The organism is Rhizobium anhuiense (assembly GCF_003985145.1).
GTDB lineage: Bacteria > Pseudomonadota > Alphaproteobacteria > Rhizobiales > Rhizobiaceae > Rhizobium > Rhizobium anhuiense.
This window is the reverse complement of sequence record NZ_ML133525.1, coordinates 75,798-102,612: the sequence shown is the minus strand read 5'-3', so window position 1 is coordinate 102,612 and position 26,815 is coordinate 75,798. Positions and strand designations below refer to the sequence as shown.

General features: G+C 61.7%; 25 protein-coding genes. 9 read left to right on the top strand and 16 right to left on the bottom strand.

The window, feature by feature from the left end; translation table 11 throughout:
* Positions 1–9 precede the first annotated feature (9 nt).
* The 4 genes from EEQ99_RS15775 to odc2 all read right to left on the bottom strand — a co-directional run bounded on the left by EEQ99_RS15775 (position 10) and on the right by odc2 (position 4,366).
* Complete coding sequence (locus tag EEQ99_RS15775; RefSeq protein WP_097543075.1) at positions 10–1,167, bottom strand: GGDEF domain-containing protein; 1,158 nt, start codon at positions 1,165–1,167, stop codon at positions 10–12.
* Between the two features lie 123 nt (positions 1,168–1,290).
* Positions 1,291–2,319: a serine hydrolase domain-containing protein gene (locus tag EEQ99_RS15770; protein WP_164735941.1), complete on the bottom strand. Its 1,029-nt coding sequence runs from the start codon at positions 2,317–2,319 to the stop codon at positions 1,291–1,293.
* Between the two features lie 228 nt (positions 2,320–2,547).
* The gene (locus EEQ99_RS15765; protein ID WP_028757641.1) at positions 2,548–3,138 is read right to left on the bottom strand and encodes a GNAT family N-acetyltransferase; all 591 of its coding nucleotides are present in this window, start codon (positions 3,136–3,138) and stop codon (positions 2,548–2,550) included.
* Between the two features lie 94 nt (positions 3,139–3,232).
* Complete coding sequence (odc2, locus tag EEQ99_RS15760) at positions 3,233–4,366, bottom strand: ornithine/lysine decarboxylase (RefSeq protein WP_016737287.1); 1,134 nt, start codon at positions 4,364–4,366, stop codon at positions 3,233–3,235.
* A 529-nt stretch (positions 4,367–4,895) separates the two neighbouring features.
* Between odc2 and EEQ99_RS15755 the strand changes: the two genes are divergently transcribed.
* The 3 genes from EEQ99_RS15755 (at position 4,896) to EEQ99_RS15745 (ending at position 7,608) form a co-directional block, all read left to right on the top strand.
* Positions 4,896–5,789: a LysR family transcriptional regulator gene (locus tag EEQ99_RS15755; RefSeq protein ID WP_047616318.1), complete on the top strand. Its 894-nt coding sequence runs from the start codon at positions 4,896–4,898 to the stop codon at positions 5,787–5,789.
* A 107-nt stretch (positions 5,790–5,896) separates the two neighbouring features.
* Positions 5,897–6,538 (top strand): DUF1007 family protein, encoded by a 642-nt coding sequence (locus EEQ99_RS15750; RefSeq protein ID WP_047616317.1) that lies wholly within the window; start codon positions 5,897–5,899, stop codon positions 6,536–6,538.
* Positions 6,532–7,608 carry a nickel/cobalt transporter gene (locus EEQ99_RS15745; RefSeq protein ID WP_063475298.1) on the top strand — a complete coding sequence of 359 codons (1,077 nt, stop codon included), beginning with the start codon at positions 6,532–6,534 and terminating at the stop codon, positions 7,606–7,608. Before EEQ99_RS15750 ends, EEQ99_RS15745 begins: the two co-directional genes overlap by 7 nt.
* Before the next feature lie 10 nt (positions 7,609–7,618).
* Here the strand turns inward: EEQ99_RS15745 and EEQ99_RS15740 are convergent, their stop codons facing one another.
* From EEQ99_RS15740 to EEQ99_RS15725, 4 genes are all read right to left on the bottom strand, one after another.
* On the bottom strand, positions 7,619–7,825 hold the full coding sequence (locus tag EEQ99_RS15740; protein ID WP_047616314.1) for a hypothetical protein: 207 nt from the start codon (positions 7,823–7,825) through the stop codon (positions 7,619–7,621).
* Positions 7,822–8,517: a GNAT family N-acetyltransferase gene (locus EEQ99_RS15735; RefSeq protein ID WP_063475297.1), complete on the bottom strand. Its 696-nt coding sequence runs from the start codon at positions 8,515–8,517 to the stop codon at positions 7,822–7,824. Before EEQ99_RS15735 ends, EEQ99_RS15740 begins: the two co-directional genes overlap by 4 nt.
* Before the next feature lie 63 nt (positions 8,518–8,580).
* Positions 8,581–9,300 carry a tellurite resistance TerB family protein gene (locus tag EEQ99_RS15730; protein WP_047616310.1) on the bottom strand — a complete coding sequence of 240 codons (720 nt, stop codon included), beginning with the start codon at positions 9,298–9,300 and terminating at the stop codon, positions 8,581–8,583.
* Between the two features lie 112 nt (positions 9,301–9,412).
* On the bottom strand, positions 9,413–10,051 hold the full coding sequence (locus EEQ99_RS15725) for a 2-dehydro-3-deoxy-phosphogluconate aldolase (protein ID WP_127430727.1): 639 nt from the start codon (positions 10,049–10,051) through the stop codon (positions 9,413–9,415).
* A gap of 154 nt (positions 10,052–10,205) precedes the next feature.
* On the opposite strand from EEQ99_RS15725, the gene EEQ99_RS15720 reads away from it, so the two are divergent.
* From EEQ99_RS15720 to trhO, 4 genes are all read left to right on the top strand, one after another.
* Positions 10,206–10,694: a CYTH domain-containing protein gene (locus EEQ99_RS15720; protein ID WP_047616306.1), complete on the top strand. Its 489-nt coding sequence runs from the start codon at positions 10,206–10,208 to the stop codon at positions 10,692–10,694.
* A complete protein-coding gene (locus EEQ99_RS15715) occupies positions 10,672–11,583 on the top strand; it encodes a CHAD domain-containing protein (protein ID WP_127430726.1) in 912 nt (303 codons plus the stop codon). Before EEQ99_RS15720 ends, EEQ99_RS15715 begins: the two co-directional genes overlap by 23 nt.
* A 150-nt stretch (positions 11,584–11,733) precedes the next feature.
* The gene (locus EEQ99_RS15710; RefSeq protein ID WP_127430725.1) at positions 11,734–12,210 is read left to right on the top strand and encodes a VOC family protein; all 477 of its coding nucleotides are present in this window, start codon (positions 11,734–11,736) and stop codon (positions 12,208–12,210) included.
* Between the two features lie 72 nt (positions 12,211–12,282).
* On the top strand, positions 12,283–13,212 hold the full coding sequence (gene trhO / locus EEQ99_RS15705) for an oxygen-dependent tRNA uridine(34) hydroxylase TrhO (RefSeq protein WP_063475296.1): 930 nt from the start codon (positions 12,283–12,285) through the stop codon (positions 13,210–13,212).
* Positions 13,213–13,261: 49 nt separating this feature from the next.
* On the opposite strand, the gene EEQ99_RS15700 is transcribed toward trhO, so the two are convergent.
* Positions 13,262–15,475, bottom strand: a complete 2,214-nt coding sequence (locus tag EEQ99_RS15700) for a putative bifunctional diguanylate cyclase/phosphodiesterase (protein ID WP_127430724.1) — start codon at positions 15,473–15,475, stop codon at positions 13,262–13,264.
* 201 nt (positions 15,476–15,676) lie between these two features.
* Positions 15,677–17,050 (bottom strand): GH1 family beta-glucosidase, encoded by a 1,374-nt coding sequence (locus EEQ99_RS15695; protein ID WP_047616296.1) that lies wholly within the window; start codon positions 17,048–17,050, stop codon positions 15,677–15,679.
* A 265-nt stretch (positions 17,051–17,315) separates the two neighbouring features.
* Here EEQ99_RS15695 and EEQ99_RS15690 point away from each other — a divergent pair, with 265 nt between their 5' ends.
* Positions 17,316–17,720 carry a DoxX family protein gene (locus tag EEQ99_RS15690; RefSeq protein ID WP_127430723.1) on the top strand — a complete coding sequence of 135 codons (405 nt, stop codon included), beginning with the start codon at positions 17,316–17,318 and terminating at the stop codon, positions 17,718–17,720.
* 76 nt (positions 17,721–17,796) lie between these two features.
* On the opposite strand, the gene EEQ99_RS15685 is transcribed toward EEQ99_RS15690, so the two are convergent.
* The 5 genes from EEQ99_RS15685 to EEQ99_RS15665 all read right to left on the bottom strand — a co-directional run bounded on the left by EEQ99_RS15685 (position 17,797) and on the right by EEQ99_RS15665 (position 24,109).
* On the bottom strand, positions 17,797–18,984 hold the full coding sequence (locus EEQ99_RS15685; protein ID WP_127430722.1) for a Gfo/Idh/MocA family protein: 1,188 nt from the start codon (positions 18,982–18,984) through the stop codon (positions 17,797–17,799).
* Positions 18,985–19,177: 193 nt separating this feature from the next.
* Complete coding sequence (locus EEQ99_RS15680; protein ID WP_062939707.1) at positions 19,178–20,233, bottom strand: sugar phosphate isomerase/epimerase family protein; 1,056 nt, start codon at positions 20,231–20,233, stop codon at positions 19,178–19,180.
* A 250-nt stretch (positions 20,234–20,483) separates the two neighbouring features.
* Positions 20,484–21,431, bottom strand: a complete 948-nt coding sequence (locus EEQ99_RS15675) for a substrate-binding domain-containing protein (RefSeq protein WP_063475293.1) — start codon at positions 21,429–21,431, stop codon at positions 20,484–20,486.
* A 69-nt stretch (positions 21,432–21,500) separates the two neighbouring features.
* Complete coding sequence (locus EEQ99_RS15670) at positions 21,501–22,505, bottom strand: ABC transporter permease (protein WP_047616285.1); 1,005 nt, start codon at positions 22,503–22,505, stop codon at positions 21,501–21,503.
* 77 nt (positions 22,506–22,582) lie between these two features.
* Positions 22,583–24,109, bottom strand: coding sequence for a sugar ABC transporter ATP-binding protein (locus tag EEQ99_RS15665; protein WP_063475292.1), 1,527 nt, complete (start codon positions 24,107–24,109; stop codon positions 22,583–22,585).
* A 170-nt stretch (positions 24,110–24,279) separates the two neighbouring features.
* Between EEQ99_RS15665 and EEQ99_RS15660 the strand changes: the two genes are divergently transcribed.
* Positions 24,280–25,311, top strand: a complete 1,032-nt coding sequence (locus tag EEQ99_RS15660) for a LacI family DNA-binding transcriptional regulator (RefSeq protein WP_047616282.1) — start codon at positions 24,280–24,282, stop codon at positions 25,309–25,311.
* Positions 25,312–25,374: 63 nt separating this feature from the next.
* Here EEQ99_RS15660 and xylA read toward each other — a convergent pair whose 3' ends face one another.
* Entirely contained in the window at positions 25,375–26,685 is a 1,311-nt protein-coding gene (gene xylA, locus EEQ99_RS15655) for a xylose isomerase (RefSeq protein ID WP_047616280.1), read from the bottom strand.
* Between the last annotated feature and the right edge of the window lie 130 nt (positions 26,686–26,815).

Genomic DNA, 26,815 nt, shown 5'->3' with positions numbered 1-26,815 from the left:
CGCCCGATCCTACGCGGCCTGCTGATTCTCTCCGAAGGCTTCGACCCGGTTGCGGCCTTCGCGCTTCGAACGATAGAGCGCCTCATCCGCCTTCTGCATCAGCCGTTCAAAATCTCCGTCGTTTTCCCGACGCGCGGCAACGCCGATGCTGAGCGTCGGAAAGATCGCCAGATCCGGCCGCTGCATGACGGCGGCGGCGAAGGTGAGACGGATGCGCTCGGCAATCGCCACCGCATCTTCGCAGGAAATATTTTTCAGCACCGCCAGGAACTCATCCCCGCCTTGACGGGCGAGCAGATCGCCGGACCCCATGATCCCTCTCGCAACACGGGCGAAAAGCCGCAGGATATCGTCGCCGGCGGCGTGGCCATGCCGGTCGTTCAGTTGCTTGAAATGATCGATATCGATGATGAGCAGCGATGCCGGCTGAGAACCGAGAGCGGGCAGATGCTGCGCGAGGCCGCCGCGATTGAGCGCGCCGGTCAGCGGATCGTGGTGAGCGAGTTCCATCAGCTGATTTCGGCTGCGCTCGGCGGCCATCAGCACCATCGCCATGCTGCGGAGCATGATGAACGCGACCGCCGATACCGCCATCCAGCTATGGACCACATTGGCGCCGAAAGGATCCGGCCCGCCGATCTCGCCGGTCGCCGCGAGAATGCTGCGAGCCGCAAAGATCGCGGCAGTGCAGACATAGAGGCCGACAAGCAGGGCTGCCGAATAAAGCCTCTCGCGCCGGACAATGCTGATTGCCTCCCTTGCGACGGCAAGATCACAGAGGCAGCAGATGACCGAGACGTAGAGGAGCCTCGCCGATACCGCCGAGGGATCGCTGACGATGAGCACGACAGGCACGCTGACGAGCAAGATGGCCAACCAGAAAGAACGCTGGTCGAGCGCTCGCCCCGAAAACACGCGTACGGCAAAGAACATCAGCATGTAGCCGGCGATGGTGACGATATTGCCGCCGTCGATCGAGACCGAATAGGGAACGAGATTGCGCAACGCGACGAGGAAAGACCCGATGCCGACAAGAAGGTTGCTCAAGCCCCACCAGAGCGGCCACCGCTCAAAGCGACCGGTCGCATAGGCTGCAAGCTGGAGAATGCCCAGCACGAAGCAACTCACGGCAACAATGAAATAGATTGTCCTGAGATCCAGCAACATGGCGCTTTCCCGAAGTTCTGGCGGGGAAGCTACAGCAAGCGCTTTGCGGTTTGATTGGAGGCTTCGCTAAGACTTTAACGATCGCGGTTTTTCCGCTGCAGCACAATTCAAGGGATGCTGCCGTCAGGCGGCCCGCACCGTGCCGATGATATCAGCCAACAGACCATGCAACAGATCCCGGTAGCCGTTTCGGGCAGACGGACCGCTCTCTTCTGAAGTCATGACGACGGTGAGATCGAGCGACGGGACGATGTAGAGCATCTGCCCGCCGTAACCCCAGGCGAAATGCACCTCTTCGCCGCCGATCTGCCGCGTGAACCAGCCGTAGCCATATTCATCGCCGGAGAAGCGCGAGTTGGTGCGAGGCTGCCACGACTGGGAGATCCAGTCGGCAGATACGATCTGGCGGCCGTCGGCAGTCTTGCCGCCGTTGCGATAGAGTTCACCGAAGGCAAGCAGGGACCGGGCGCTCATCGCCATCTGATTGCCGCCGAGATAGATGCCCTGCGGATCGCGCTCCCATGCGCCGATGCGGAAACCATCGACCGGACCGAGCCATTCCTGCGCCAAGGCCAGCGTCGACCGCCGGCTGACCTTCGTGAGAATGGCCGAGAGCAGATGCGTGGACGCGGTGGAATAGAGCATCTCGCCACCGGGCTGATCGACGAAAGGCTGCGAGAGCGCAAAACGTACCCAGTTGCGCGAGGAAACCCAGCGGCCGTAGTTCGCCCCCGACATGCGATCGAGCCCGGCTTGCATGGAGAGAAGATTGCCGATGGTGATGTCGTTGAGGCGCGGATCCGGCGTTAGCGGGAGATCGACCTTCAGGATCGGCGCGATCTTCTGATCCGGCCCCGAAAGCAGGCCTTTGTCGATGGCGATACCGACCAGCGCCGAAATGATCGATTTCGAAGCGGATTTGATATTGGTCGATTCCGCCGGCGAATGACCATGAAATCCGCGTTCGGTAAGCACACGCCCATCGCGAGCAACAATCACCGTCTTTAGAGGCCGCATCGCAGGATCGGTCGCCACTCGATCGAGACGCGGCCCAAGCCCACCGGCGGTGGAAGCCGTGCTCTGGGCAACCGCCGATTCCGCCGCTGCAAGCGGCATGCAGAAGAGAAGCAGAAGGGAGAGAAGACGGATCATCTGGCGCAAGATAGGATATCGCCGCGCCATGTTCGCGTGACTGCGGCACTTTTCACGCGATTGTGTTTCCGCGCGCGATGCTTACCCAGGTGACCGCAGCTGGGCTCGCGCCCAAAAGAATAATCCGCGCCGCAACCACGACAGGCCCGTCTGCCTCCATGGTCAAGCGGCGCGGATATTGCCGGACGGCGAAAGGACGTCCAACCCCGACCGACCCATCGACACAGCTCAGGCCGCGCGGCGAACCGGCGCGCTGGCCAGCATGCGCCCCGAGGGGACGATCATGCCGGCCGCGCCGTCAAGCCAGCCTTCCGTCAGCTCGAGCGCAAGAAAGCGCGAGCGTTCGAACGGACCCGGCATGACAAGATGGCGAGCCTTTTCGGCAAAAAAGCCGAAACGCTCGTAATAGGCAGCATCGCCGACGAGCAGGACGGCGCCATGCCCGCGGTTCTTCGCTTCAAGGATCGCAGCCCGCATCAGCGCCGCACCGATGCCCTTGCCGCCATGTTGCGAGGCAACGGCAAGCGGCCCGAGCAGCAGCGCATTGATCGGCGTGCCTTCGTCATTGACGCCGGCCTCGATGTTCCAGAGCCGCACCGTACCGATGATCCGGCCGTCGCGGTCACGCGCGACGAGCGCAAGACCCTCGGCCGGGACGCGGTTGCGGCGGATCTTCTCCGACGATTTCTTGCGGCGATCCGCGCCCATGACGCGGTCGAGCAGGTTTTCGCGAGCAACGACATCCGAGGGATTCTCGGCGTCGATGGTGAAAGTGGTGGGCGCAAAGAATGCGCGGACAGAATCAAGAACAGCGGCCATCTTGGCCTCCCGTACCCAATACCGTTATCAGCGGCGATGAAGGAAAATTGTGAAGTTGCCGCCCCGGCTGGTTACGGGGCCGGCGGAAACGACCTCAGATGACGTAGGCCTTCAGCGGTTCGAAACCATTGAAAGCGACCGCCGAATAGGTCGTCGTATAGGCGCCGGTGCCTTCGATCAGGACCTCGTCGCCGATCGAAAGGGAGATCGGCAGCGGATAGAGGTTCTTCTCGTAGAGCACGTCGGCCGAATCGCAGGTCGGGCCGGCGATGACGCAGGGCTCCATCTCGTCGCCGTCGTGCTCCGTGCGGATCGGATAGCGGATGGCTTCGTCCATCGTCTCGGCGAGACCGCCGAACTTGCCGATGTCGAGGAAGACCCAGCGGGCATCGTCATTGTCCGACTTCTTCGAAATCAGAACGACTTCCGCCTTGATGACACCGGCATTGCCGACCATGCCGCGGCCCGGCTCGATGATCGTCTGCGGGATCTGGTTGCCGAAATGCGTGCGCAGCGCCTGGTAGATCGACTTGCCGTAAGCTTCTGCGGACGGAACGTCGCGCAGGTACTTGGTCGGGAAGCCGCCGCCCATGTTGACCATCTGCAGGTGGATGCCCTGCTTGGCAAGCGATACGAAGACACGCTTGGCATCGGCGAGCGCCGAATCCCAGGCATCGACCTTGGTCATCTGGGAACCGACATGGAACGAGACGCCGTAGGACTGCAGGCCAAGCTGATGGGCGTAGACGAGAACGTCGACGGCCATCTGCGGAACGCAGCCGAACTTGCGCGACAGCGGCCATTCAGCGCCTTCGCCATCGGTCAGCACGCGGCAGAAGACGCGGGCGCCGGGAGCGGCGCGCGAGATCTTCTCGACTTCCTCGTGGCTGTCGACCGCAAAGAGGCTGACGCCGAGCGCATGCGCGCGGGCAACGTCACGTTCCTTCTTGATCGTGTTGCCGTAGGAGATGCGGGCGGCGGTCGCACCGGCTTCGAGCGCCATTTCGATTTCGGCTACGGATGCGCAATCGAAATTGGAGCCGAGGCCTGCAAGCAGCTTCAGCACTTCCGGGGCCGGGTTGGCCTTGACGGCGTAGTAGATGGCGCTGTCCGGCATGGCGTGACGGAAGGCGTGGAAATTGTCGCGAACGACGTCGAGGTCAACCACGAGGCAGGGACCGTCGGGACGTCGGGTTGCGAGAAAGTCGCGGATGCGCTGGGTGGTCATATCGATTCCCTCTTCCAATTCCAGAGCTCCGGCATGAACCGGAGGACAAAGGGCATACGATAGCTCGCATTGGAACCAGCCGGTGGAGACCCCGGAACCATAGCAAGCGCTCGATGCGCAGATAGTGAACCAACGCCGCGGACGCGGTGTAAGTTCGGCTTTGTCTGCCATGGATTGGAGGGAGAATCCCAACCGCACTTCCGGCAATGATGGTGTGCCTCTTCAGTAACCCCCGCTGATGGAAAGCAGGGAGAGAACAAAAAGGCCCGCACCGTCGTTGCTTCAGGCGTCCTCGCATTTTCCGGTTGGCCGGAATAGCGACTGGAGGGGTTAATTCCAGGTACCTTACCGATTTCCTCACCAATTCGAGGGTTCGGCGGACACCCATGGGCACGTGCGACTTTGGGCTGAGTGGGAAATAAGAATATTCGCCTTCATAATCAAGCGATTTTTTAATCTGGGGCCAAAAAAATAATTGAACAAAATCGCCCAATTTGTTCAACATTCCGAAACAGCTTCGGGAACAGCCATGGACACCTTGACACGCATACGGGCCTTCATCGATGTCGTCGAGGCCGAAGGCTTTTCCGCCGCGGCGCGGCGCACCGGCCGCTCGAAGGCGCTGCTCTCCAAATATGTGCGCGAACTGGAGGATGAGCTCGGCGCCCTGCTGCTCAACCGCACCACCCGGCAGTTCTCAATGACCGAGGCTGGCCATACCTACTACCGCACCGCCTCCGATATCCTGAAGGAGATCGACAACCTCGCCGATCTCGTGCGTGAAAACAATGCACAGCTCAAAGGGCGGCTTCGCATCTCGGTGCCGCGCACCTTCGTCGATGCCGATGTCGGCCAGTCGCTGATCGATTTCGCCAAGGAGAACCCGGACCTTTCGCTGGAGATCGCCGCCGACGACCGGTTCGTCGACCTGATCGAGGAAGGTTTCGACGTGGCGATCCGCGTCACCAAACTCGAGGATTCCGGCATGATCGCCCGCAAGATCTCGGATTTCCGCGTCCATCTCTGCGCCACCCCGGAATTTCTCGAACGCCATCCCGATCTCGAGCACCCCAGCGACATTTCCAACGTCCCCTTCATCGTCGACACCAATGCGCGCACCCAGGCAAGCATCCGCTTCCACAATCCCGACAACACCTCGTTCGCCGTCGCCGTCAGCGGACCGATCGAGGTCAACAGCCCGCATGCGACATTGCGCGCAGCGCTCGCCGGCATCGGCATCGCCCTCATCCCGGATTTCATCGCCCGCAAGCCGATCGAGAGCGGCGCACTGGTGACGCTGTTCAACGACTACCTCCCGACCGACCGCGGCATCTACGCCGTCTATCCGCATCGGCGCTATCTGCCGGCCAAAGTGAGGATCTTCGTCGACTACCTGCACAACTGGTTCAAGAAACATCCATAATGGGGCGGATGCGACATTCCGTCCGCGCCAGCCACCACTAACCCGGTCCCAATTCCGTCCCAATTTCTGGCAAGAAGTCAGGGTCACCGAACAGGGCAGCGGAACAGATGAAACATTCGACGATATTGATGGCCGCGCTTCTTTCGCTGGCGCCGGCCGCCGCCTTTGCCCATCCGCACATCTTTGTGGAGGCGCGTCTCGAAGTTGTGGCCGGCAAGGACGGCAGCGTCGAGGAACTGCGCAATGTCTGGCGCTTCGACGAGGTCTTCTCCTCCTCCGTCGTCATGGATTTCGACAAGAACACCGATCTGAAGCTGGAGCCGAACGAACTCGCCGAGGTCGGAAAGACGGTGAAGCAATCGCTCGCCGATTACGACTACTACATGAACCTGACGATCAACGGGAAGAACATCACCGTCCAGAAGCCCGACATCATCCATGTCGACTACAAGGACGGCCAGCTCTTGATGTTCTTTGCGGTGAAGCCGGTGGAGAAGATGCCACTCAAGGGCAGGCTCACCTTCGGCGTCTACGACCCGACGCTCTATACCTCGATCGATTTTCCCACAGACGGTGAACTGGCAACGGTCGGCGACGGTTTCAAGGCCTGCAAGCATCAGGTGGTAAGGCCTGATGCCGACCAGGTGATCTCGGAAAACAAGCAGTCACTGACGGACGCCTTCTTCAACGATCCCACCGGCACCAACATGTCCAAACTCTTCGCCACCCGGCTGGAGGTCACATGCTGACGAAACGGTTACCCCTCACCCTTTCCGCTGCAGCTCTCGCGCTGCTGACGGCGGCAAGCCTCGCCCATGCGCAATCGCCGCTCGGCATCGGCACGGCGGAGCCGAGCTTCCAGCCGACCGGCGGGCCGCTCGCACCGCTTCTGCTCTACGTGAACTATGAGCAGCAGGCCTTTTACCGGGCGCTGACCGGTGCCTTGAAGGCCATGCGCCAGGACCCGTGGCAGCTGGCATCGCTGATCGGCCTCTCCTTTGCCTACGGCGTCTTCCATGCCGCTGGCCCCGGCCACGGCAAGGCGGTCATCTCCTCCTACATGATCGCCAACGAGGTCGAGTTGAAACGCGGCGTCGTGATTTCCTTCATTTCGGCCTTCGTCCAGGGCGTGATGGCGGTAGCGCTGGTCGGCGGCGCCTGGCTGGTGCTGCGCGGCACCGGTATCACGCTGACGGCGGCGACCCATGCGATGGAAATCGCAAGCTTCGTCATGGTCATCCTCTTCGGCGGCTGGCTGCTGTTCCGCAAACTGCGCTCGATGGTGGGCAACATGCCGCGCCGCCGGCTGATGGCGACGTCCGCCGGCCCGGTCAGCATGATGCTCGACTGGAAGGATAATGCGGCCGAGCGCCAGGTCTATGCCTTCAACGGCAAGGCACAGGCCATCGACGCCGGCCATACCTTCGTTCCCGGCATGGCCTGCGAGACCTGCGGCAATGCCCATGTGCCTGATCCGGCCCTGCTCGCCGGCGACAGGTTCAGCGCCCGCGAGGCCTGGTCGGCGATCGTTGCCGTCGGTCTGCGCCCCTGCTCGGGCGCACTGCTGGTCATGACCTTCTCGCTGCTGAACGGGCTCTATCTCGGCGGCGTGCTTTCCGTCGCCGCCATGTCGCTCGGCACGGCGATCACCGTTTCCCTGCTTGCCACACTTGCCGTCACGGCCAAGGGGGCGGCCGTCCGACTCTCCGGACGCGGCTCGACCGCCTCGATCTGGGTCGGCAACGCCATCGAAATCCTCGGCGCCGTGCTCGTCATGCTGATGGGCGCCCTGCTGCTCGGGGCCTCGCTGCAGGGGTAGAGCTGTAGCCCTATTTCTCTCTGCCGCGCTGATAGCGCGCCCGCAGCCAGAACACCGCGAAGAACGCCATGATCAGGCAGACGCCGACGGCAATCGCCAGTGTCGGCGAGAAATTGCCGATCCACAGCACGATGGTCGGCAGGAAATAGATGACCAAGGCGGCACCAAGCAGGATGATGCCGGCGGCTGTCGCCTGCGAGCGGCTCTCCGGACTCATACGAGCCTTTCCTTTTCGAGATCGGCGCGGATATCCTGCAGGCGGCGGATCTGGTTGCCGGCGGCGTCGAAATTCTCAGGCGAAAGCCAGGCCTCGAAGGCATCGTTGATCATCGGCCATTCGACATCGATCATCGAGAACCAGGCGGTATCGCGGTTGCGATGCTTGGAAATCATGTGCTGGCGGAAGACGCCTTCGAAGCTGAAGCCGTAACGCGCGGCCGTCGTCTTGCTCGCCTCGTTCTTATTGTCGCATTTCCATTCGTAGCGGCGGTAGCCGAGATCCTCGAACACGTGCTTGGCCATCAGATAATGCGCCTCGGTCGAAAGCGGCGACCGCTTCATCTCGGCGCCGTGCGCCACTCCGCCGATCTCGACGACGCCGTTTGCCGGGTCGGCGCGCATGTAATTCGCCATACCGACAATCTTGCCGGTGGCGTTGTCACGGAAGATATGGGTGAGCCAGCCGGACTTGGTGTGGACGGCTTCCAGCCAGTTGGCGAAATCGTCGATACCGGAGAAATCGTCCTGCGCGAAATAGAGAAGCAGCGGGTTGATGCCCATACCGCCGAGCCCGTCCCACAGCGCCTCGAGATGTTCCGCGCGCCGATAGGGCTCGACGGTGACGAAACGACCCTTGAGCGTGACCGGCGTCGGCGCCGGACAACCGTTGAAATTTGCTAGATCGCGCATGTTCACTCCCCTTGTCTAGGAGTGGATAGGCCAGCCGCCCGACAAAGGCAACCGGCCTGCTTGTCACTGTGACAAGGTCACCTTGGCGGAGGACACCGTCGCCTCGATATGGTCGACCAACTGGTCGGCAAGACCGAGGCGGCCGGCGAGCAGATCGAGATAACCGCGCTCGGCGCGCGAATCCGGCTCGATGGTGAGCCGCGAGGCGGTGTAAAGTTCGACGCGCTGTTCTTCGGTCCTCGCCGCGGCCACCAGCGCATCGATATCCGTCGGCGAAGCGAGTTCGTGCTCGATGAAGGCCGCGGCCTCACCACTGACGTCGGCGGCCTTGACCTTGTCCATGATGAGGGCGCGTTCGGCATCGTCGATATGGCCGTCGGCCTTGGCGGCGGCGATCATCGCGCGGATCAGCACCAGCACGAATTCATTGCTGCCGGCAGGCGACGTCGGTCCGAAACCGGATTCGGCGGGCGGCGGCAAGAGAACCGGATTGTTGGCCGAGGGCGCATCCGAGGGGGCTGCGGGCGCCTGCCCCGCCTGGTAATTCTTGTAGGCCTGGTAGCCGAGGCCGGCAATGGCGGCAAGACCGCCGATCGCCAATGCATTGCCGGCAATACCCCGGCCGGTCTTGGTGCCGAGAAGCGCGGCTGCAATCGCGCCTGTCGCCAGCGGGTTGTTTTTAGCCGTCTGAACGGCGTCGCCCGCCCTGTCGCGGACCGAACCGCCGAGACCCGGCACCTGCGAACCCAAGAACTGGTCGAGAAGCTTCTTTGCGTCGAACATTCCTCGTCATCTCCCTGTTTGAAGCTGGAGAGGTACATAGGTTTGCGACGGGTGAAATACAAATTGAGGAGTGGGGATTATGCCCGAAGGCCGACCCCACCCCTACCGAAACTCAGGCCTTCAGTGCCGCCGCTTCTGCCGCGAGCCTGGTAATGCCAGCCCAGTCGCCGGCCGCGATCAGTTCCTTCGGCGCTACCCAGGAGCCGCCGACGCAGATGACGTTCGGCAGCGAGAGATAATCATTGGCGTTCCTCAGCGAAATGCCGCCGGTCGGGCAAAACAGCGTGCCGGCGAGCGGTGAAGAGAGCGCCTTCAGCAAGGCCGCGCCACCGGCCTGCTCCGCCGGGAAGAATTTCAACACTTGGTAGCCTTCTTCGCGCAAAGCCATCACTTCGCTGGCGGTCGCAGCCCCCGGAAGCAACGGCACATCGGAGTCGGCAGCGGCATCGAGCAGTTCCTGTGTCGTACCCGGGCTGACGATGAACTTCGAACCGGCCTCGACGGCGGCTTGCCAATGGGCGGCATTCAGGATCGTGCCGGCGCCGACTTCGGCGCCCTCGACCTCGGCTGCGACGGCGCGCACGGCATCGAGTGCCGCCGGCGTGCGCATGGTGATCTCGATCGCCTTCAGGCCGCCCGCGACGAGCGCCCGGGCCAGCGATACCGCCGACTTGGCATCGTCGACGATCAAGACCGGAACGACCGGCTGGAGTTTCAGGATGGAAAGGAGCTTTTCTGTTTTCTCGCCCATGGTCGTGCGACTTCCTTGAAACGATTGAATTCGGATCCCGAATAACGCCCCCGCCGACCCTTGTCGAGATAAAACCAGACCATATGACAAGATGGGTAGGAAATGCGTGGAAATTGGTCTACCGTGCCGCAATCGTCACAAAAGGTTCACCGATATGGCGAAAGAGATCGAGCGGAAGTTTCTTGTACGCAGCGATGGATGGCGTTCCGCCGTCGAGACGAAGTCTGTTCTCCGGCAGGGTTACATCGCTTCGATGGACGACCGTTCCGTCCGGGTGCGCATCCTCGACGACAGGAAAGCGAAGCTGACGATCAAGATCGGCCGCAGCACGATTACCCGCGACGAATTCGAATACGACATCCCGATCGCCGATGCCAAAGAGCTGCTGCAGAATGCGATCGGCATCGTCATCGAGAAGACGCGCTACCGCGTTCCACATCAGGGTTTCGTCTGGGAGGTCGACGTCTTTACTGGCGAGCATCGTGGCCTTGTCATCGCCGAGGTGGAGATGACGGCGGAAACCGACAATCCGGCCCTACCCAGCTGGCTTGGCCGCGAGGTGACCGGCGATTTCCGCTATTCCAACCAGGCCCTTGCCACAGAATATGAGCACGACAGGCATGGCCTATCGCATTCGGCCTGACGCCGATTTCACGAACGCGTTCCGCAGCGTCGCGACACAGCAGCTGGAACGTGCCATTACGCTTGTCGAGGAACGGCCGGACGGCACCGATGAGGCAATCCATTCCTTCCGCAAGAGCCTGAAACGACTGCGCTCGCTCTACCGCCTCGTTCGTCGCAAGGTGCCGGATTTCCAGGCCCAGGAAAACACGAGGCTGCGCGGTGCCGCAGTGTCGCTTTCGGCGATCCGCGACGCTGCCGCCCTCATCGGCACCGCACAATATCTCCAACAATCAGCCCGGGGGAACGAGGAAAGCGAGGCGCTCGGCCGCATCGTCACTGTTCTCGAAGGACGCCGTGACTGGATGGCCGAAGCCGAAAGCGGCCTGGAGCAGCGGCTGACGGAAACCTCTGCCGTCCTGACGGCGGCGATCGCAGCCCTGGATAAAGTGTCCTTCGACGGCAGCCACCGCAAGAATGCCCGCATGCTGGCAAAGAGCTGGCGCCGCACCGCGCGCAAGGCGAAGACCGCGCTTGCGGCCTGCCACGGCGAGGCATCGGCCGACGATTTCCACGATCTGCGCAAGCGCGCCTACGACTATCGGCTCTACCATGCTCTTCTGCGTGACGTCTGGCCGGGCGCGATGAAGGCCAAGCGCGATGCCGCCACGGAACTTGTCGAAGATCTCGGCCATATACACGATCTCGCCGTGCTCTCCGAACTGGTGGAGGCCGAACCGCAGCTCTTCACCCGCAACGACGATCTCGCACACCTGCTTGACGCCATCATCTTCCGCCAACAGGAAGACCGGCGGCAGGCGCTTGTCAAAGCCGAAATCGTCTTCACCGATGATCCCGACGAGGAAGCCGACCGCATCGAGCTTCTCTGGCTGGCCGCCGGGAATCGATAGGTGGCGACACCGGCAGTGCTTGCGAACGCTGCATTTCCGAATGCCTCAGCGCATCTGAAATATCATGGGCAAACCCATTGACCTCAACCAGTCTTGAGGTCCTAGCCTCCGGTGGTCGAACAAGCAAAGACCTGACGCTGCGAGGAAAAAATGACCGCCGAAAATGCCGCTATGCCGAAGGTGCTCGGACTCTACGAGACCCATCTGACCGTTGCCGATCTCAAGACCTCTACGGATTTCTACCGCGATGTCGTCGGGCTAGAGCCCGCAGGATCGTTCGAGGAGCGCAAAGTCACGTTCCTCTGGGTGGACGACCGGAAGACCGGCATGCTGGGCCTTTGGGAAACCGGAACCGGACCCTTGAAGATGCGGCTGCATATCGCCTTCCGCATGACCGCCGATAGTGTGCTGCAGGCTCCCGCCTTGCTCAAGGCAAAGGGCGTGGAGCCTCTCGGCTTTAACGGTGAACCGGCAACGGAACCGGTGGTTCTCGGCTGGATGCCGGCGCTGTCGATCTATTTCAAGGATCCGGACGGGCACTCGATCGAGTTCATCAGCATTCTCGACGCCATCCCCGACCGGAGTTTCGGCGTGCGGCCGTTTTCCGAATGGCAGGCGCGAGCGTAGTCCGCCACCTGTCGAAATCGCCTCTGGCGAAGGCAATTGCGTGGCCCGCCGATTTTCTGTATTTCCAGGCCTATGACCGACAGCCTCACACACACCAGCCCGTTCCTCGTGGCGGCCCTCTACCATTTCGTTTCCGTGCCGCGTTTTGCCAGCCTGCAGGCACCGCTGCAGGCGCTTTGCGAGGAAAACGGCGTCAAGGGAACGCTGCTTCTGGCGCATGAGGGCATCAACGGCACGATCGCCGGACCGGATGCCGGGATTGGCGCCGTGCTCTCCTTCCTGCGCGCCCAGGCGGAATTTTCGGGCCTGGAGCACAAGGAAAGCCGCGCCTCGAAAATGCCCTTCCTGCGCATGAAGGTGAAGTTGAAGAAGGAAATCGTCACCATGGGCGTCGAGGATATCGACCCCAACAAGGTGGTCGGTACCTATGTGGCCGCCAAGGACTGGAACGCGCTGATCTCCGATCCCGATACGATCGTCATCGACACCCGCAACGATTATGAGACGGCAATCGGCACCTTTCGCGGCGCGCTCGATCCGAAGACCAAGACCTTCCGTGAATTTCCGGATTGGGTGCGCAACAATCCCGGCCTGCACAACAAGCCGAAGGTCGCCATGTATTGCACCGGCGGCATACGCTGCGAGAAGGCCACGGCCTTCATGAAGGCTGAGGGCTTCGACGAGGTCTATCATCTGAAGGGCGGCATCCTGAAATATCTGGAGGAAGTGCCGCAGGAGGAAAGCCTCTGGGATGGCGCCTGCTTCGTCTTCGACGAGCGCGTCTCCGTCGAGCACGGGCTGACGGAAGGCGAACACAGGTTGTGCCATGCCTGCCGTAACCCGATCACATCAGAGGAGATCACCTCGCCGCTCTACGAGGAAGGCGTTTCCTGCAGCCACTGTTATCCCAAGCGCACGGAAGAAGACCGGCTGCGCTACCGTCAGCGGCAGCACCAGATCGCCCTCGCCAAAAAGCGCGGCCAGCGGCATATCGGCAGCTGAGCCGGATTCTGTGTGAATCAAATTTGCTTTCTGAAGATCAGGCCGCCGGTCAGGCTGCGCCTATACGACGCCGGCCTGTCGGCTCCGCTGCCCGTCGCTCGCTCAGCATCTTGGTGATGAGGTCTGCTGTAACAGGCTTTCCGAACAAATAGCCCTGCAGGCAGTCGCAGCCGAAAAGGCGCATGGCGATCGCCTGCTCCTCGGTCTCGATACCTTCGGCCGTCACCGGAATGTCGAGCGAACGGGCAAGCGCCACTGTCGCCTGCAGCATCTCGCGCTGGCGCTTATCCTCGTTGACGCCCATGACCAGCGAGCGGTCGATCTTGATGCGGTCGAAGCCGAACTGCCTGAGATAACCGATCGAGGAGAAGCCGGAGCCGAAATCGTCAAGCGCCACCTTGACCCCCAGCCCCTTCAGCCGTTCGATCGACTGGCGGGTCCGCTGCGGATTCTGGATCATGTAGCCTTCGGTAATCTCGAGCGTGATGCGGCTGGCTTCGATCTCCGTCTGCTTCAGCACGTAACGCACATAGTCGCTGAAGGCGGGATTGCGGAACTGGCCGGGCGAGACGTTGACCGAAACGTTGAGTTCCGGCCATTGCTTGGCCGTCTCGCATGCCTTGCGCAGCACGAACAGGCCAAGCGATTCGATGAGGCCGCTGGTCTCCGCGATCGGGATGAACAGCTCGGGCGAAACAGGACCGTGGCCCGGGCGATTCCAGCGCACCAGTGCTTCGACGCCGGTCATCGCCTGGGTGGTCGCATCGATCAGCGGCTGGTAGGCGAGCGTCAGGTCACCGCTTTCGATGGCGATCCGGAGATCGAGTTCCAGCGCGTTGCGCTGCTCTCGATCCGCATCCATCGACGGATCGTAGAGCGTCATCCGCGCGCGGCCGGCCTCCTTCGCCTTGTACATGGCAAGATCGGAGCGGCGCACCAACTCCTCCCGGCCGATCGAACCGAAGGGTGACATGGCGATGCCGATACTGGCCCCGACGACGACGACGCGGCGCCCGATCTCCAATGGCTCGACAAGAAAATCGAGGATCTGCTCGGCAAGCTGCAGTGCGGCGGCATTCTCGCTGTCGGAGAGAAAGGCGATCGCAAATTCATCGCCGCCAATGCGCGCCAGAACCGCATCCTGTGGAATGAGCACTTCGAGCCCGGCAGCGACCGCACGGATCAACTGGTCGCCGGTGCCATGGCCATAGCTGTCATTGACTTCCTTGAAGCCATCGAGGTCGAGATAGAGGAGCAGCACGTTGCGCCTGGTCTGGCGTGCTTCGACGACAAAACGATCGACGGCGAGCCCGAGCCCGTCGCGATTGGAAAGGCCGCTCAGCCTGTCGCGCAACGCCTCCTCGCGGGCGCTGCCTTCCTCTGCCTTCAGGCGGCGGCCGGCAAGCAAGCCGATGACCAGCAGTACCGCGAAAAACAATCCGACGAGGCCGAGCGCCTGGATGACCATCGGCCGCACCTGCGCATAGGCGATGTCGCCGGGTGAACGCGAGGTCCAGACGAGCTTGCCGAGCGTTGCCCCCGTCGGATCGACGATCGGGACGCGATAGTCGGCCGCAAAGCTGGGTGGCGCCAGCCTCAGGCCGCCAATGACATAGGTCTGGCCGAGAGCGGTCACCCTGTCGTCATCGAGATGGCGGGCGAAAACGAGATACCGGTGCTGGCCGGCGGGCACGTCAAGCGCACCGGACTTCTTCCGAACCAATGCCACGCCGACAGCGGCAATGCCCCGCTTGGTGGTGACGAAACCGACCGCTTGAGGACGATCTGCCGGGCCGGCCGCCTTCACCGTGTCGAGCAGGGTCCAGAGCGACGGCGCGAAGAAATCCGTGAGCGGCTCCTCCATCGGTTTGCCGTCGCGATAGGCGATGATCGCCTTCTTCGCGTCATCGATGACGATCGCCATGTCGAACAGCGAGCTGTTGAGCGACATCTCGCCGTAATTGCTCACCGTCCAGTCCATACCGTCAGGCGCGTAGACGTTGACGGCAGCGTCGTCCCAGGCGGCATAATCGTCGAGTGTCGCGCCGAGCTGATCCTCGAAAGTCTTCACCGCGCCGATCGTCGTTTCGCGCGAGCGCTCGTCATCGAGGAGATTGGCATTTTCGGCCACGCGTTCAAGCGCCGTCAGCACCATGATGGTGACGACGGCGACGACGATCGCGAAGGAGAAAAGCACGCCGGTGACGGCGATGTGGCGGCCTATTCCCGATCCCTTGCTTTGCGACTTTCCGACTGTCTGCATTACGACTCCCTGACCGTTGGACTTTGCCAGTCAAGGGTTCAAAAACGTTTAAGCAACCGCCTGTTGTACGTTTCTGACAATCTATTTTTATGCGTGCCGCCGGCCGCCGTGACATTGACGGCAGGCAGCGTCAGCTTGCCGTGCCGGCCGGTAGTTCGAGTTCAAGAGGCGCCTTATCAACTGCCCGCGCGAGGAATGGCGCTAACCCGCTTTGTAATTGCCCTTCGGGAATTGAGCCGCAAGGTCGCGATACCATTTGCCGCTCTTCTTCACCGTGCGCTGCTGGGTCTCGTAATCGACGTGGACGAGGCCGAAGCGCATGCGGTAGCCTTCCGCCCATTCGAAATTGTCCATCAGGCTCCAGGCGAAATAACCGCGCAGGGGATAGCCGTCCTTGACGAGGTTGGCGACGACATCGAGGTGCTCACCGACATAGTCGAGGCGCATCGCGTCATCGACCTCGCCATCGACGACATCGGTGTTGTCGCAGGCACCGTTCTCGGTGATGTAGCATTCCGGCAGTTCGTAGCGGCGGTAGAGGTCCTCGACGGAGAGCTTCAGACCCGGCGCATAGATTTCCCAGCCGATATCGGTCTTGACGTCGCTTGCCGGCGGCGCCTCCACCGTCCAGGGGAAATCGCCTTTGCGATCGGCATCATCAGTGACTCGCTCGGGCTTGTAATAGTTCAGGCCCCACCAGTCGAGTTTCTGGCTGATGAGCTTCATGTCGCCATCTTCGATGACGGGCATGCGGTCGCCGAGCGCTTCGACGAATTCCTTCGGATATTCGCCCTTGAAGACAGGATCGAAGAAGGCGCCGTTGTGGAACTGATGCGCACGCTCGCCGGCGGCAAGATCGGCGGGGCTGTCGGAGCCAGGGATGATCGAGGCGGCGTTGAGCACGAGCCCGACAGGCACATCAGGGGCTTCCGAGCGGATCGCCTCGACGCCGAGGCCATGGGCAAGGTTCATGTAGTGCATGGCGTGAAGGGCGGCCTGCATGTTGCGCTCGCCCGGAGCATGGATGCCGTAAAGGTGGCTCAGCCAGACGATGCACCAGGGTTCGTTGAAGGTCGCGACGGCATCGAGGCGGTCGCCAAGGCGGTTCATCACCGTCTTGGCATAGCGGTGATAGGCATAGGCGGTCGAGCGCGCCGTCCAGCCGCCGTCGCCGGCGAGCAGCAGAGGCAGGTCCCAGTGGTAGAGCGTCGCAAAGGTCTTGATCCCCCGCGCCTTGCAACCGTCGACCAGCCGGTCGTAGAAATCGAGGCCGGCCTCGTTCACCGGACCCGTGCCGTCGGGGATAATGCGCGGCCAGGCAATGGAGAACCGGTAGGCTTCGACGCCCATATCCTTGATGAGATCGAGATCCTGCTCCAGGCGATTGTAGTGATCGCAGGCAACGTCGCCATTATGGCGATGATAGACGCGACCCGGCATATTGCAGAAGGCATCCCAGATGGACGGCTTGCGGCCGTCTGCCTTGCTGGCGCCTTCGATCTGGAAGGCGGCGGTGGCAACGCCGAAAGTGAAATCGCCTGGAAAGCGGTCTGCGAGTTTTTTCGGATCGATCATCTGTAAATCCCGTTCTCGGCGTGTGGGTGAACCGTTTGGGTTCGGATTTAGCCAAGCCGAAAAGCAAAGTACAGGCCCGGACGCAGAAAAACTGCAACGTTACAGTACGGCCGCGAAGCGGCGGTGACTGCAGTATTCGGTCGCCCTGACCTGCGGCACTTTCCGGCGCGGACTGCTCCCATAACGTGAACGTCAGAAGTCGTGACTTGCCGGCGCGCCCGCGATCGTTGCACAGCCAAGACATCACAAACAGGAAAGGAATCCAATGCTGTCTTCGATCCATCTGCTGCAGCCGCATCTGTTGAGCTTGCTGCGCATCATCTCCTCACTTGTGCTTTTTAGCTACGGAACGCAGAAGATTTTGCATTTTCCGGTTGCGGCAAGCGTGCCTCCCGTCGGCTCGCTGTCCTGGGTTGCCGGTCTTCTCGAACTCACCCTCGGCTTCCTGGTGCTGGTCGGATTCCAGACCCGTATCGCCGCCTTCGTGCTCTCGGGCCTGATGGCCTTCGCCTATTTCATCGGGCATGCGTCGAAGGGCATCTATCCCGCGCAGAACGGCGGCGTCGCGGCAATCCTGTTCTGCTTCGTATTTCTTTATCTGGTGGCGGCAGGCGCCGGACCCTTGAGCGTCGACAACCTGCTGAAGCGTGGCCGCACGGCTGCGGCCTGATCGAGAATAAACAAAAACGCCGAGGCGACTCGAGCCCGCCTCGGCGTTTTTCATTGAGTGACTGGGAACGTCAAATTCAGACCTTGACCCAGGCGCCGTTCTTCTTCGAAGATGCGACGCAAGCCTCGACGAAGGCCACGCCCTTCACGCCGTCATCGACCGTCGGGTAGACCACCGCCTTGTCGACAGCTTTGCCCTTCTTGCGGGCGTTGATGGCATGCGCCGCTTCCGTATAGATCGTCGCAAAGGCTTCAAGATACCCCTCCGGATGCCCTGACGGCACGCGCGAGACACGGCCGGCAGCCGCGCCCGAACCGGCGCCGCCCCGGGTGATCAGCCGCTTCGGCTCGCCGAAAGGCGTGTACCAGAGATAGTTCGGGTCCTTCTGGGTCCATTCCAGCCCGCCCTTGGTGCCGTAGACGCGCACCATCAGGCCGTTTTCATGGCCGGGCGCCACCTGGCTGCACCAGAGCATGCCCTTGGCCGGCTTCTCCGAGCCTTTTGCCTTGAAGCGCAGCAAGACATGGGCGTTGTCATCCAGCCGGCGGCCCGGGACGAAGCTGTCGAGATCGGCGGCAAGGCTGTCGAGTTCCAGGCCCGATATGAAGGCGGCAAGATTATAGGCATGCGTGCCGATATCGCCTGTGGACCCACCGACGCCGGATTGCGCCGGATCGGTGCGCCAGGCGGCCTGTTTCTGGCCGGTCTGCTCGACCGCTTCCGTCAGCCAGTCCTGCGGATATTCGGCCTGAACGACTCTTATATCGCCGAGTTCGCCGTTCGCGATCATCGCGCGCGCCTGGCGGACCATCGGATAGCCGGTGTAATTATGCGTCAGCACGAACAGCGCACCGCTCTCGTCGGCGATCTTCTTCAGCTTCTTCGCATCGGCCAGGTTTGACGTCAGCGGCTTGTCGCAAATCACATGGATGCCGCGCCTCAGGAATTCCTTGGCCGCATCGTAATGCACATGGTTCGGCGTCACGATCGCCACCGCCTCGATGCCGTTCTTCAGCTTCGCCTCGCGGATCGCCATCTCGCGATAGCTGGAATAGGTCCGCGACGGATCGAGGCCGAGGTCGCGGCCGGACTGCACGGCCTTCTCGGGCGTCGACGACAGCGCGCCGGCGATGAGATCGTACTGATCGTCGATGCGCGCAGCGATACGGTGCACGGCGCCGATAAACGCGCCCGCGCCGCCGCCCACCATGCCGAGCCGGATGCGCGGCTCGCGTGTCTGTTCGGATGATGCTTCGATTGCCATTAATTCCTCCTGAAATTTAAACTTGGTGCGGACGCATGCCCCTCATCCGGCTGCCGCCACCTTCTCCCCGTAAACGGGGCGAAGGGGATATGCCGCGATGTTTACGCCCATCTCAACGGCTGGTGCGGCAACTCCCCTCTCCCCGTTTACGGGGAGAGGGTTAGGGTGAGGGGCACCCACGAGATGCCCTGTTTTAGGAAAGCCCCAGCATCCGCCGGTTCGCCGCCTGATCCGTGCCGCTGCCGGCGAAATCGTCGAAGGCTTTCTCGGTGACGCGGATGATATGGGCGGCCACGAATTCGGCGCCTTCGCGGGCACCGTCTTCCGGATGCTTCAGCGCACATTCCCATTCGACCACGGCCCAGCCGTCGAAATTATTGGCGGTCATCTTCGAGAACACCGCACCGAAATCGACCTGGCCGTCGCCGAGCGAGCGGAACCGGCCGGCGCGTTCCACCCAGCCCTGATAGCCGCCGTAGACCCCCTGGCGCCCGGTCGGATTGAACTCCGCATCCTTGACGTGGAACATCTTGATGCGGTCCTTGTAGATGTCGATGTTGTCGAGATAATCCAGGCACTGCAGGACGTAGTGCGAGGGGTCATAGAGCATGTTGGCGCGCGGATGGTTCTTCACGCGCTCCAGGAACATCTCGAAGGTGATCCCGTCATGCAGGTCTTCACCGGGATGGATCTCGTAGCAGACGTCGATGCCGTTTTCGTCCGCATGGTTGAGGATCGGCGTCCAGCGGCGGGCGAGTTCGTCGAAGGCCGTTTCGACCAGACCGGCAGGGCGCTGCGGCCAGGGATAGATGAACGGCCAGGCAAGCGCGCCGGAGAAGGTCGCATGCGCCTTGAGGCCGAGATTTTTGGATGCCGTCAGCGCCATCTTGACCTGCTCGACAGCCCATTCCTGGCGCGCCTTCGGATTGCCGCGCACCTCCGGTGCCGCGAACCCGTCGAAGGCTTCGTCATAGGCCGGATGAACGGCGACGAGCTGGCCCTGCAGATGGGTGGAGAGTTCGGTGATCTCGATGCCGTTTTCGCGCGCCTTGCCGGCGAATTCGTCGCAATAATCCTTCGACGTGGCAGCCTTCTTCAGATCGATCAGCTGACTGGCCCAGGTCGGCACCTGGACACCCTTATAGCCGATGTCGGCCGCCCATTTGGTGATGGCGTCCCAGGAGTTGAAAGGGGCAGTATCGCCCGCGAACTGGCCAAGAAAAAGGCCCGGGCCCTTGATCGTCTTCATGTCAGATTCCTCCCTGAATATGGACCGTAAACGTTTCTGAAGTGTTGTAGCACGCTATTTTGCGGGCGCAAGGCGCCTCCTCGCCCTTGCCAGCGGATTTGGCGCAAAGCCATATGCGGTATGGCCGCGAGCTAATCATGATGGGCTTTGGCGGGCAAGAGGTACGTGCAGCATTTTCGGCCGCACACTGTGTGGAAGCATTAAAAATGCGCCCATCCTTACGAATGGGCGCATGTCTCCAATCGATGGATCAGAACGGCGAATCCGGGAAGTAGAAGTCCTTGGCATTTTCCTTGGTGACGAGCGTCGCGTCGAGGATATAGCTGCCGTGAACCGGGACCTGATCGTAAAGGGCTGCCGCCGTCAGTTCCATCGCCGTGCCGACCATTGCCGGCGGATAGAGGACGTCGACAGGGATCAGCTTATCCCCGTCCATGACCTTCTTGACCATATCCTTGGAGCCGGCACCGGCGACAACATATTTGATGTCGGTGCGCTTGGCCTGCTCGATCGCCTGCAGAACGCCGACGGCCATGTCGTCGTCCTGGCACCAGACGACGTCGATCTTCTGGTACTTCGTCAGGTAGTCCTGCATGACCTTGAAGGCATCGTCGCGGTTCCAGTTGCCGTACTGGCGGTCGAGAACCTTGACGTTCGAGCCGGCAATGCCCTTGTCGAAACCGTCCTGGCGCTGCTGGTCGATCGGGATCGGCAGACCGCGGATGATGACCACTTCGGCATCAGGCGTGTTGTCCTTGATGTATTTGCCGGCGACTTCGCCGAGAGCCGGGTTGTTGCCGGCGACATAGAGGTCGCGCACGGAATTGTCGTTGTTGCTCGGCGCACGGTCGACGAGGGCGACAAACTTGCCCTTGCCCTTGACTTCCTTGATGGCGTTGACGAGCGGATCCGGATCCGACGGCAGGATGACGAGGGCGTCGATGCCTTGCGTATCGAGATCCTGCACGGCGTTCGCCTGGCTGGCGGCATCCGGCGAGGTCTTGACGATGACGTTGAGACCGGGATGTTCGGCCATCAGCAGCTTGGCGACGCGCTCGGCATGGAACACCACGCCCGAAGTCCAGCCGTGGTCGGCCGCCGGAATGGAGACGCCGATGGTGAATTTCTTGTCCTGGGCGTGAGCGGCGCCGGCGAACGTCACCGCCGCAACCGCGAGACCCAACATCAATCTACGCATGCTATTTCCTCCCACTAACTTCAGGGACTTTTCCATATCGGGACCGGACGCCCTGTCAGCCCGGTCAATTCATGATTTGCGCACCAGCGAGCGCTGGACGAACATGGCAATGATGATGATCGCACCCTGGATGGCGCCGATCAGATATTCGCTGATGAAATTCGAAAGCAGCATGATGTTGCCGACGAGTTCGAGAATAAAGGCGCCGCAGATCGTGCCCCAGACCCTGCCCGCGCCGCCCTTGAGCGCCGTGCCGCCGACGACGACGGCGGTGATCGCCTGCAGCTCCCACAGGATGCCCGTCGTCGCCGAGGTCGAGCCGAGACGCGGAACGTAGAGCAGCACGGCAATGGCTACGCACAGTCCCTGGATGACGAAAGCAATCGTCCTGACGCGGTTGACCGCGATGCCCGAATAGCGGGCGACATCGCTGTTCGATCCCACTGCGACGACATGGCGCCCGTAGCGGGTGCGATAGAGGATGAAGGCTGCAACCGCCGTCACCGCCAGGATCACCACGATCGGTATCGGCACGCCGGCGATATTGCCGAAATAGGCAGGACGATAGAGCGTCTGGATATCGGCGGAGCGAAGCGTGATGGCGCCGCCCTGCGACAGCCATGTCGTCAGGCCGCGATAGATGCCCATCGTGCCGAGCGTCGCGATGAACGGCTCGATCTTGCCCACTGTGGTGATCAGGCCGTTTGCCAGGCCGCAGAGCGCGCCGGCGACGATGGTGAAGGCGACCGCGACCGTCAGCATCAAAGCCGGGTTTTCGACGGCGCCCGAATTCATCAGCAGGATCATCAGGCTGGCGACGAAGGCCACCATCGAGCCCACAGACAGATCGAGGTCGCCCGCTGATATCACGAAGGTCGCGCCGACCGCGATGATGGCGATGAAGGCGCTACGCGTCGCGACATTGGCAAGGTTGGTGATGCCGATGAAATTGGGATTGACCAGGGCTCCGACGATCAGGAGCAGGGCCAGGGCGACAAAGGGCGCGACCGCACGCAGGTCGACATCCCGCCAGGATCGGCGCCGGATTTCCCTGGTCTCCTCGTTGACACTCATTTCCAAAACCAACCTCCCGTCCCATATTTTCTGGGCATCTTATCTGTCGTCCTGATCGGCGAAGCCCTGCTTCAGCCTCAGGCGGCCGCCTTCTTCTTGAGCCCGGCGGCGTAACGCATGATCTCCTGCTCGGAAATCTCGTCTCCTTCGAGCATGCCGACGATACGCCCTTCGCGCATCACCGCCACTCTGGTGCAGAGACCGATAACCTCCGGCATCTCCGACGACACGACGATGATCGACCGCCCGTCCCGGGCGAGCGCCGAAATGAAATGATAGATTTGCTGCTTGGTGCCGACATCGATGCCGCGCGTCGGCTCGTCGATGATGATGATATCAGGATCGGTCTCCATGACCTTGGCCAGCAGCAGCTTCTGCTGGTTCCCGCCCGACATGCGCCCGGCGACGATATTGCCGTCGCGAACCCTGATGTCGAAGCGGCGTTTGGCCTTTGCCATGGCGGCCGCCTCGCTTCCCGGGCTGAGATAGCCGTGACGCGCATGCCTTCCGAGCGATTGCAGCGTCAGATTGGTCACCATGCCGGAGCGCAGCAGCAGGCCCTTCGACTTGCGGTCCTTGGTCATATAGGCGAGCCCGCAGCGATTGGCGGCATGCACGTCGCCGGAGGGAACCGTTTCGCCCTTGATGACCACCTCGCCCTCGAGACGGGTCCGCAATCCGGCGATCGCTTCCATCAGTTCGGTGCGGCCGGAGCCGATCATGCCGGAGAAACCGATAATTTCGCCCTTGCGCACCTCGAAACTCGCATCCTTCACATAACCGGTCGACACCGAATCGACGCTGAGAACGACCTCCTCGTCGATATCGGGCTCGACCTTGGCGGGATAGAGGCTGGAAAGTTCGCGGCCGACCATCAGCTGGGCGATCGATTCCCCGTCCAGAATGGACGTCGGCGACGTCTTGATCCATTGGCCGTCGCGCAGCACGGTGACGCGGTCGGTCAATTCCATCACCTCGTCGAGCTTGTGGGACACGAAGACGAAGCTCGTGCCCTGGTCGCGCAGCTTGCGAACCTGCTTGAAGAGCATGCTGGTCTCTTCCCGCGACAGCACCGCGGTTGGCTCGTCCATGAATACCACCCGCGCATCGCGGCTGATCGCCTTGGCGATTTCGACCATCTGCTTGTCGGCGATGGAAAGCGTGCTGATCAATGCGTTCTCGTCGACATGCGAACCGAGCACGTCGAGAACCTTGCGGGTCTCCGACCGCATATATTTGCGGTCGAGCACACCGAAGCGCGTGACTTCTCGCCCGAGGAAGAGGCTCTCCGTTACGGTCAGGTGGTCGGCGAGGTTGAATTCCTGGTGAATGATGACGATGCCGAGCGCCTCGGCAGCACCATTGGGCGGCAGGACGACGGGCTTGCCGTCGAGCAGGATCTCGCCGGAACTCGGCTGTTCGAAACCGGACAATACCTTGACAAGCGTGGATTTGCCGGCCCCGTTTTCACCCATCAGGGCATGGATTTCGCCGGCGCGAAGATCGAAGTTCACGCTGAAGAGGACCTGCACCCCACTGAAGGATTTGCATATGCGCCTGGCGGACAGCACCACGGGTGCGGTGTCGGCGGCTTCCACGGTCATCTGATCCTCCCCAAAGCGGCTCTCCATCCGCTCTGGACCCTATGTAAACCTTTACATACATCGTGTAAAGGTTTACATCGTTGATTTACACAGATCAGTTGAAGCCTGCCTTTGACCTCTCGACAAGTCTGTGTAGTGTCTCGGCGAAGACAGCCCCAAGGCAGAGCCCAGTGTCGAATTCCACGCCCGCAACCATCGAAGACGTCGCCCGGATCGCCGAGGTCTCCATCGCGACGGTGTCCCGGGCGATCCATATGCCCGAGAAGGTCGCCAACTCCACACGGCTCAAGGTCAACCAGGCGATCGCCATCACCGGTTATACGACCAATGCGATGGCGCGCAGCCTGAGGCTTGGCCGCTCCAACATGATCCTGGTGGTGGCGCCGGATATCGGCGATCCCAATTTCTCCAACATTCTCGTCGGGCTGGAGAACGAGGCGCGCGCGCATGGCTACGGCATCCTGATCGGCCACACGCAGAACGACGCCCAGCGCGGCCTCGAATATCTGAAATTCTTCAATTCCAACCAGGCGGCCGGATTGATCCTCTTCACCGGCATCCTGCCCTTCGGGCATCAGACGATGACCGCGCGGCTGCCGCCGAGCGTCGGCGTTTTCGAGCCTGTCTTCAACGGCGGCATTCCCTATGTCGGTGTCGACGATACCGAAGGCGCCAGGAAAGCGGTGGATCTGCTGCTGGCCGAAGGGCATCGCAAGATCGCCTTCATCGGCGATTCACGCACCCGGCTTGCCTATACCAGGCGCCGCATGGGTTACGATGCCGGTCTCGACGCCGCCGGCATCCCGCCCGACTTGAGGATCGTGCTCGAAGGCGACGGCACGATCGAAAGCGGGCGGCATGCGGTCGAACAGCTTTTCATGCGTGACACGCTTCCCACAGCCTTCATGTGCGTCAACGACCAGACGGCGATCGGCGTCATGGTCGGGCTCGGCGCGCGGGGTTACGACATTCCGCGGGATTTCTCGGTGACCGGTTTCGACGACGTGCCGCAGGCCGTCTTCATATCCCCGCCACTGACCACGATCCGCCAGCCGAGAACGGCAATCGGCAAACAGGCAATGGCGCTGCTGTTGGAACTGCTGTCCGATGGCCGGCCGACCGAAACGGAAATCCTGCTGAGGCCGGATCTGGTGGTTCGAAACTCCGTCTCGGCGCCGTCGCGCAACTGGTTGAAACGGTAAATCCATATAGGCTTCCGGCCGGAGAGGGCTGCGCCGGCGGCCGATGACCGCCGGCGCGCTTTATCAGACGTAACGATTGACGACGTTTTCCAGCAGCTCCTGCTTGCCGGATCTCGGCTGCGGGTTGACGTCGTGGCTTTCGACATAATGGCTGATCTCATCCAGCGAATACTCGCCGCGGAAGAGCTTCTGCGCCTCGGCGGATTCCCAGCCGGCATAACGATCGGCGAGCGGCTGCGACAGAGCCTTGTCCTCGATCATCTTAGCAGCGGCCTTCAGACCGCGGGCGCAGCAATCCATGCCGCCGATATGGCCGATCAGTAGATCCGCCGGGTCGAGCGACTGACGGCGAAGCTTCGAGTCGAAGTTGGTGCCGCCGGTCTTGAAGCCGCCGCCTGCCAGAACGTGATAATAGGCCAGCGCCATTTCGGGAACATTGTTCGGGAACTGGTCGGTATCCCAGCCGGACTGGTAGTCGTTGCGGTTCATGTCGATCGAGCCGAAGATGCCGAGCGCATTGGCAAGCGCCAGCTCGTGCTCGAAGGAGTGGCCGGCAAGAATTGCGTGGCCCTGCTCGATATTGAGCTTCACCTCGTTTTCAAGGCCGTGCTTCTTGAGGAAGCCGTAGACGGTCGCGACGTCATAGTCGTACTGGTGCTTGGTCGGCTCCTGCGGCTTCGGCTCGATCAGGATCGTGCCCTTGTAGCCGATCTTGTGCTTGTATTCGACGACGAGGTTGAGGAAGCGGCCGAGCTGGTCGAGCTCGCGCTTGATATCGGTGTTGAGCAGCGTCTCGTAACCTTCGCGGCCGCCCCAGAGCACGTAGTTTTCGCCGCCGAGCTTCTGCGTGGCATCGATGCAGGTCTTGACCGTCGCGGCTGCGAAAGCAAAGACATCTGGATCCGGATTGGTCGCCGCACCCGACATGTAACGGCGGTGAGAGAAGAGGTTCGCCGTGCCCCAGAGCAGCTTGGTGCCGGTTGCGGCCTGCTTCTCGGCGAAATAATCGACGATCTCGTTGAGGTTTTTGGTGTTCTCGGCGAAATTCTTGCCCTCCGGACGCACGTCGGCGTCATGGAAGCAGTAGTAGGGCGAGCCGAGCAGCGAGAAGAATTCGAAGGCGACGTCGGCCTTGAGCTTGGCGGCCTTCATCGTGTCCTCGAACCAGGGACGCAGGAAGGTCTGGCCGCCGAAGGGGTCGCCGCCCGGCCATGTGAAGGTGTGCCAATAGGCCACCGCAAAGCGCAGATGGTCTTCCATGCGTTTGCCCATGACGATCTCGTCCGGCTGGTAATAGCGGAAGGCCAGCGGATTGGTGCTGTCGGGGCCTTCGTATTTCACTTTCTGGATATCGCCGAAAAATCCGGTGCTCATGTTGGGTCTCCTTGGGTTCGTATCTTTTCGAAGTTCTGAATTGTTAGTCTATGCTAGGGGCCCCCTCATCCGCCTGCCGCACCTTCTCGCCGGCGGGGAGAAGAAACTTGTGGCAACGTCGCGGCTCCCT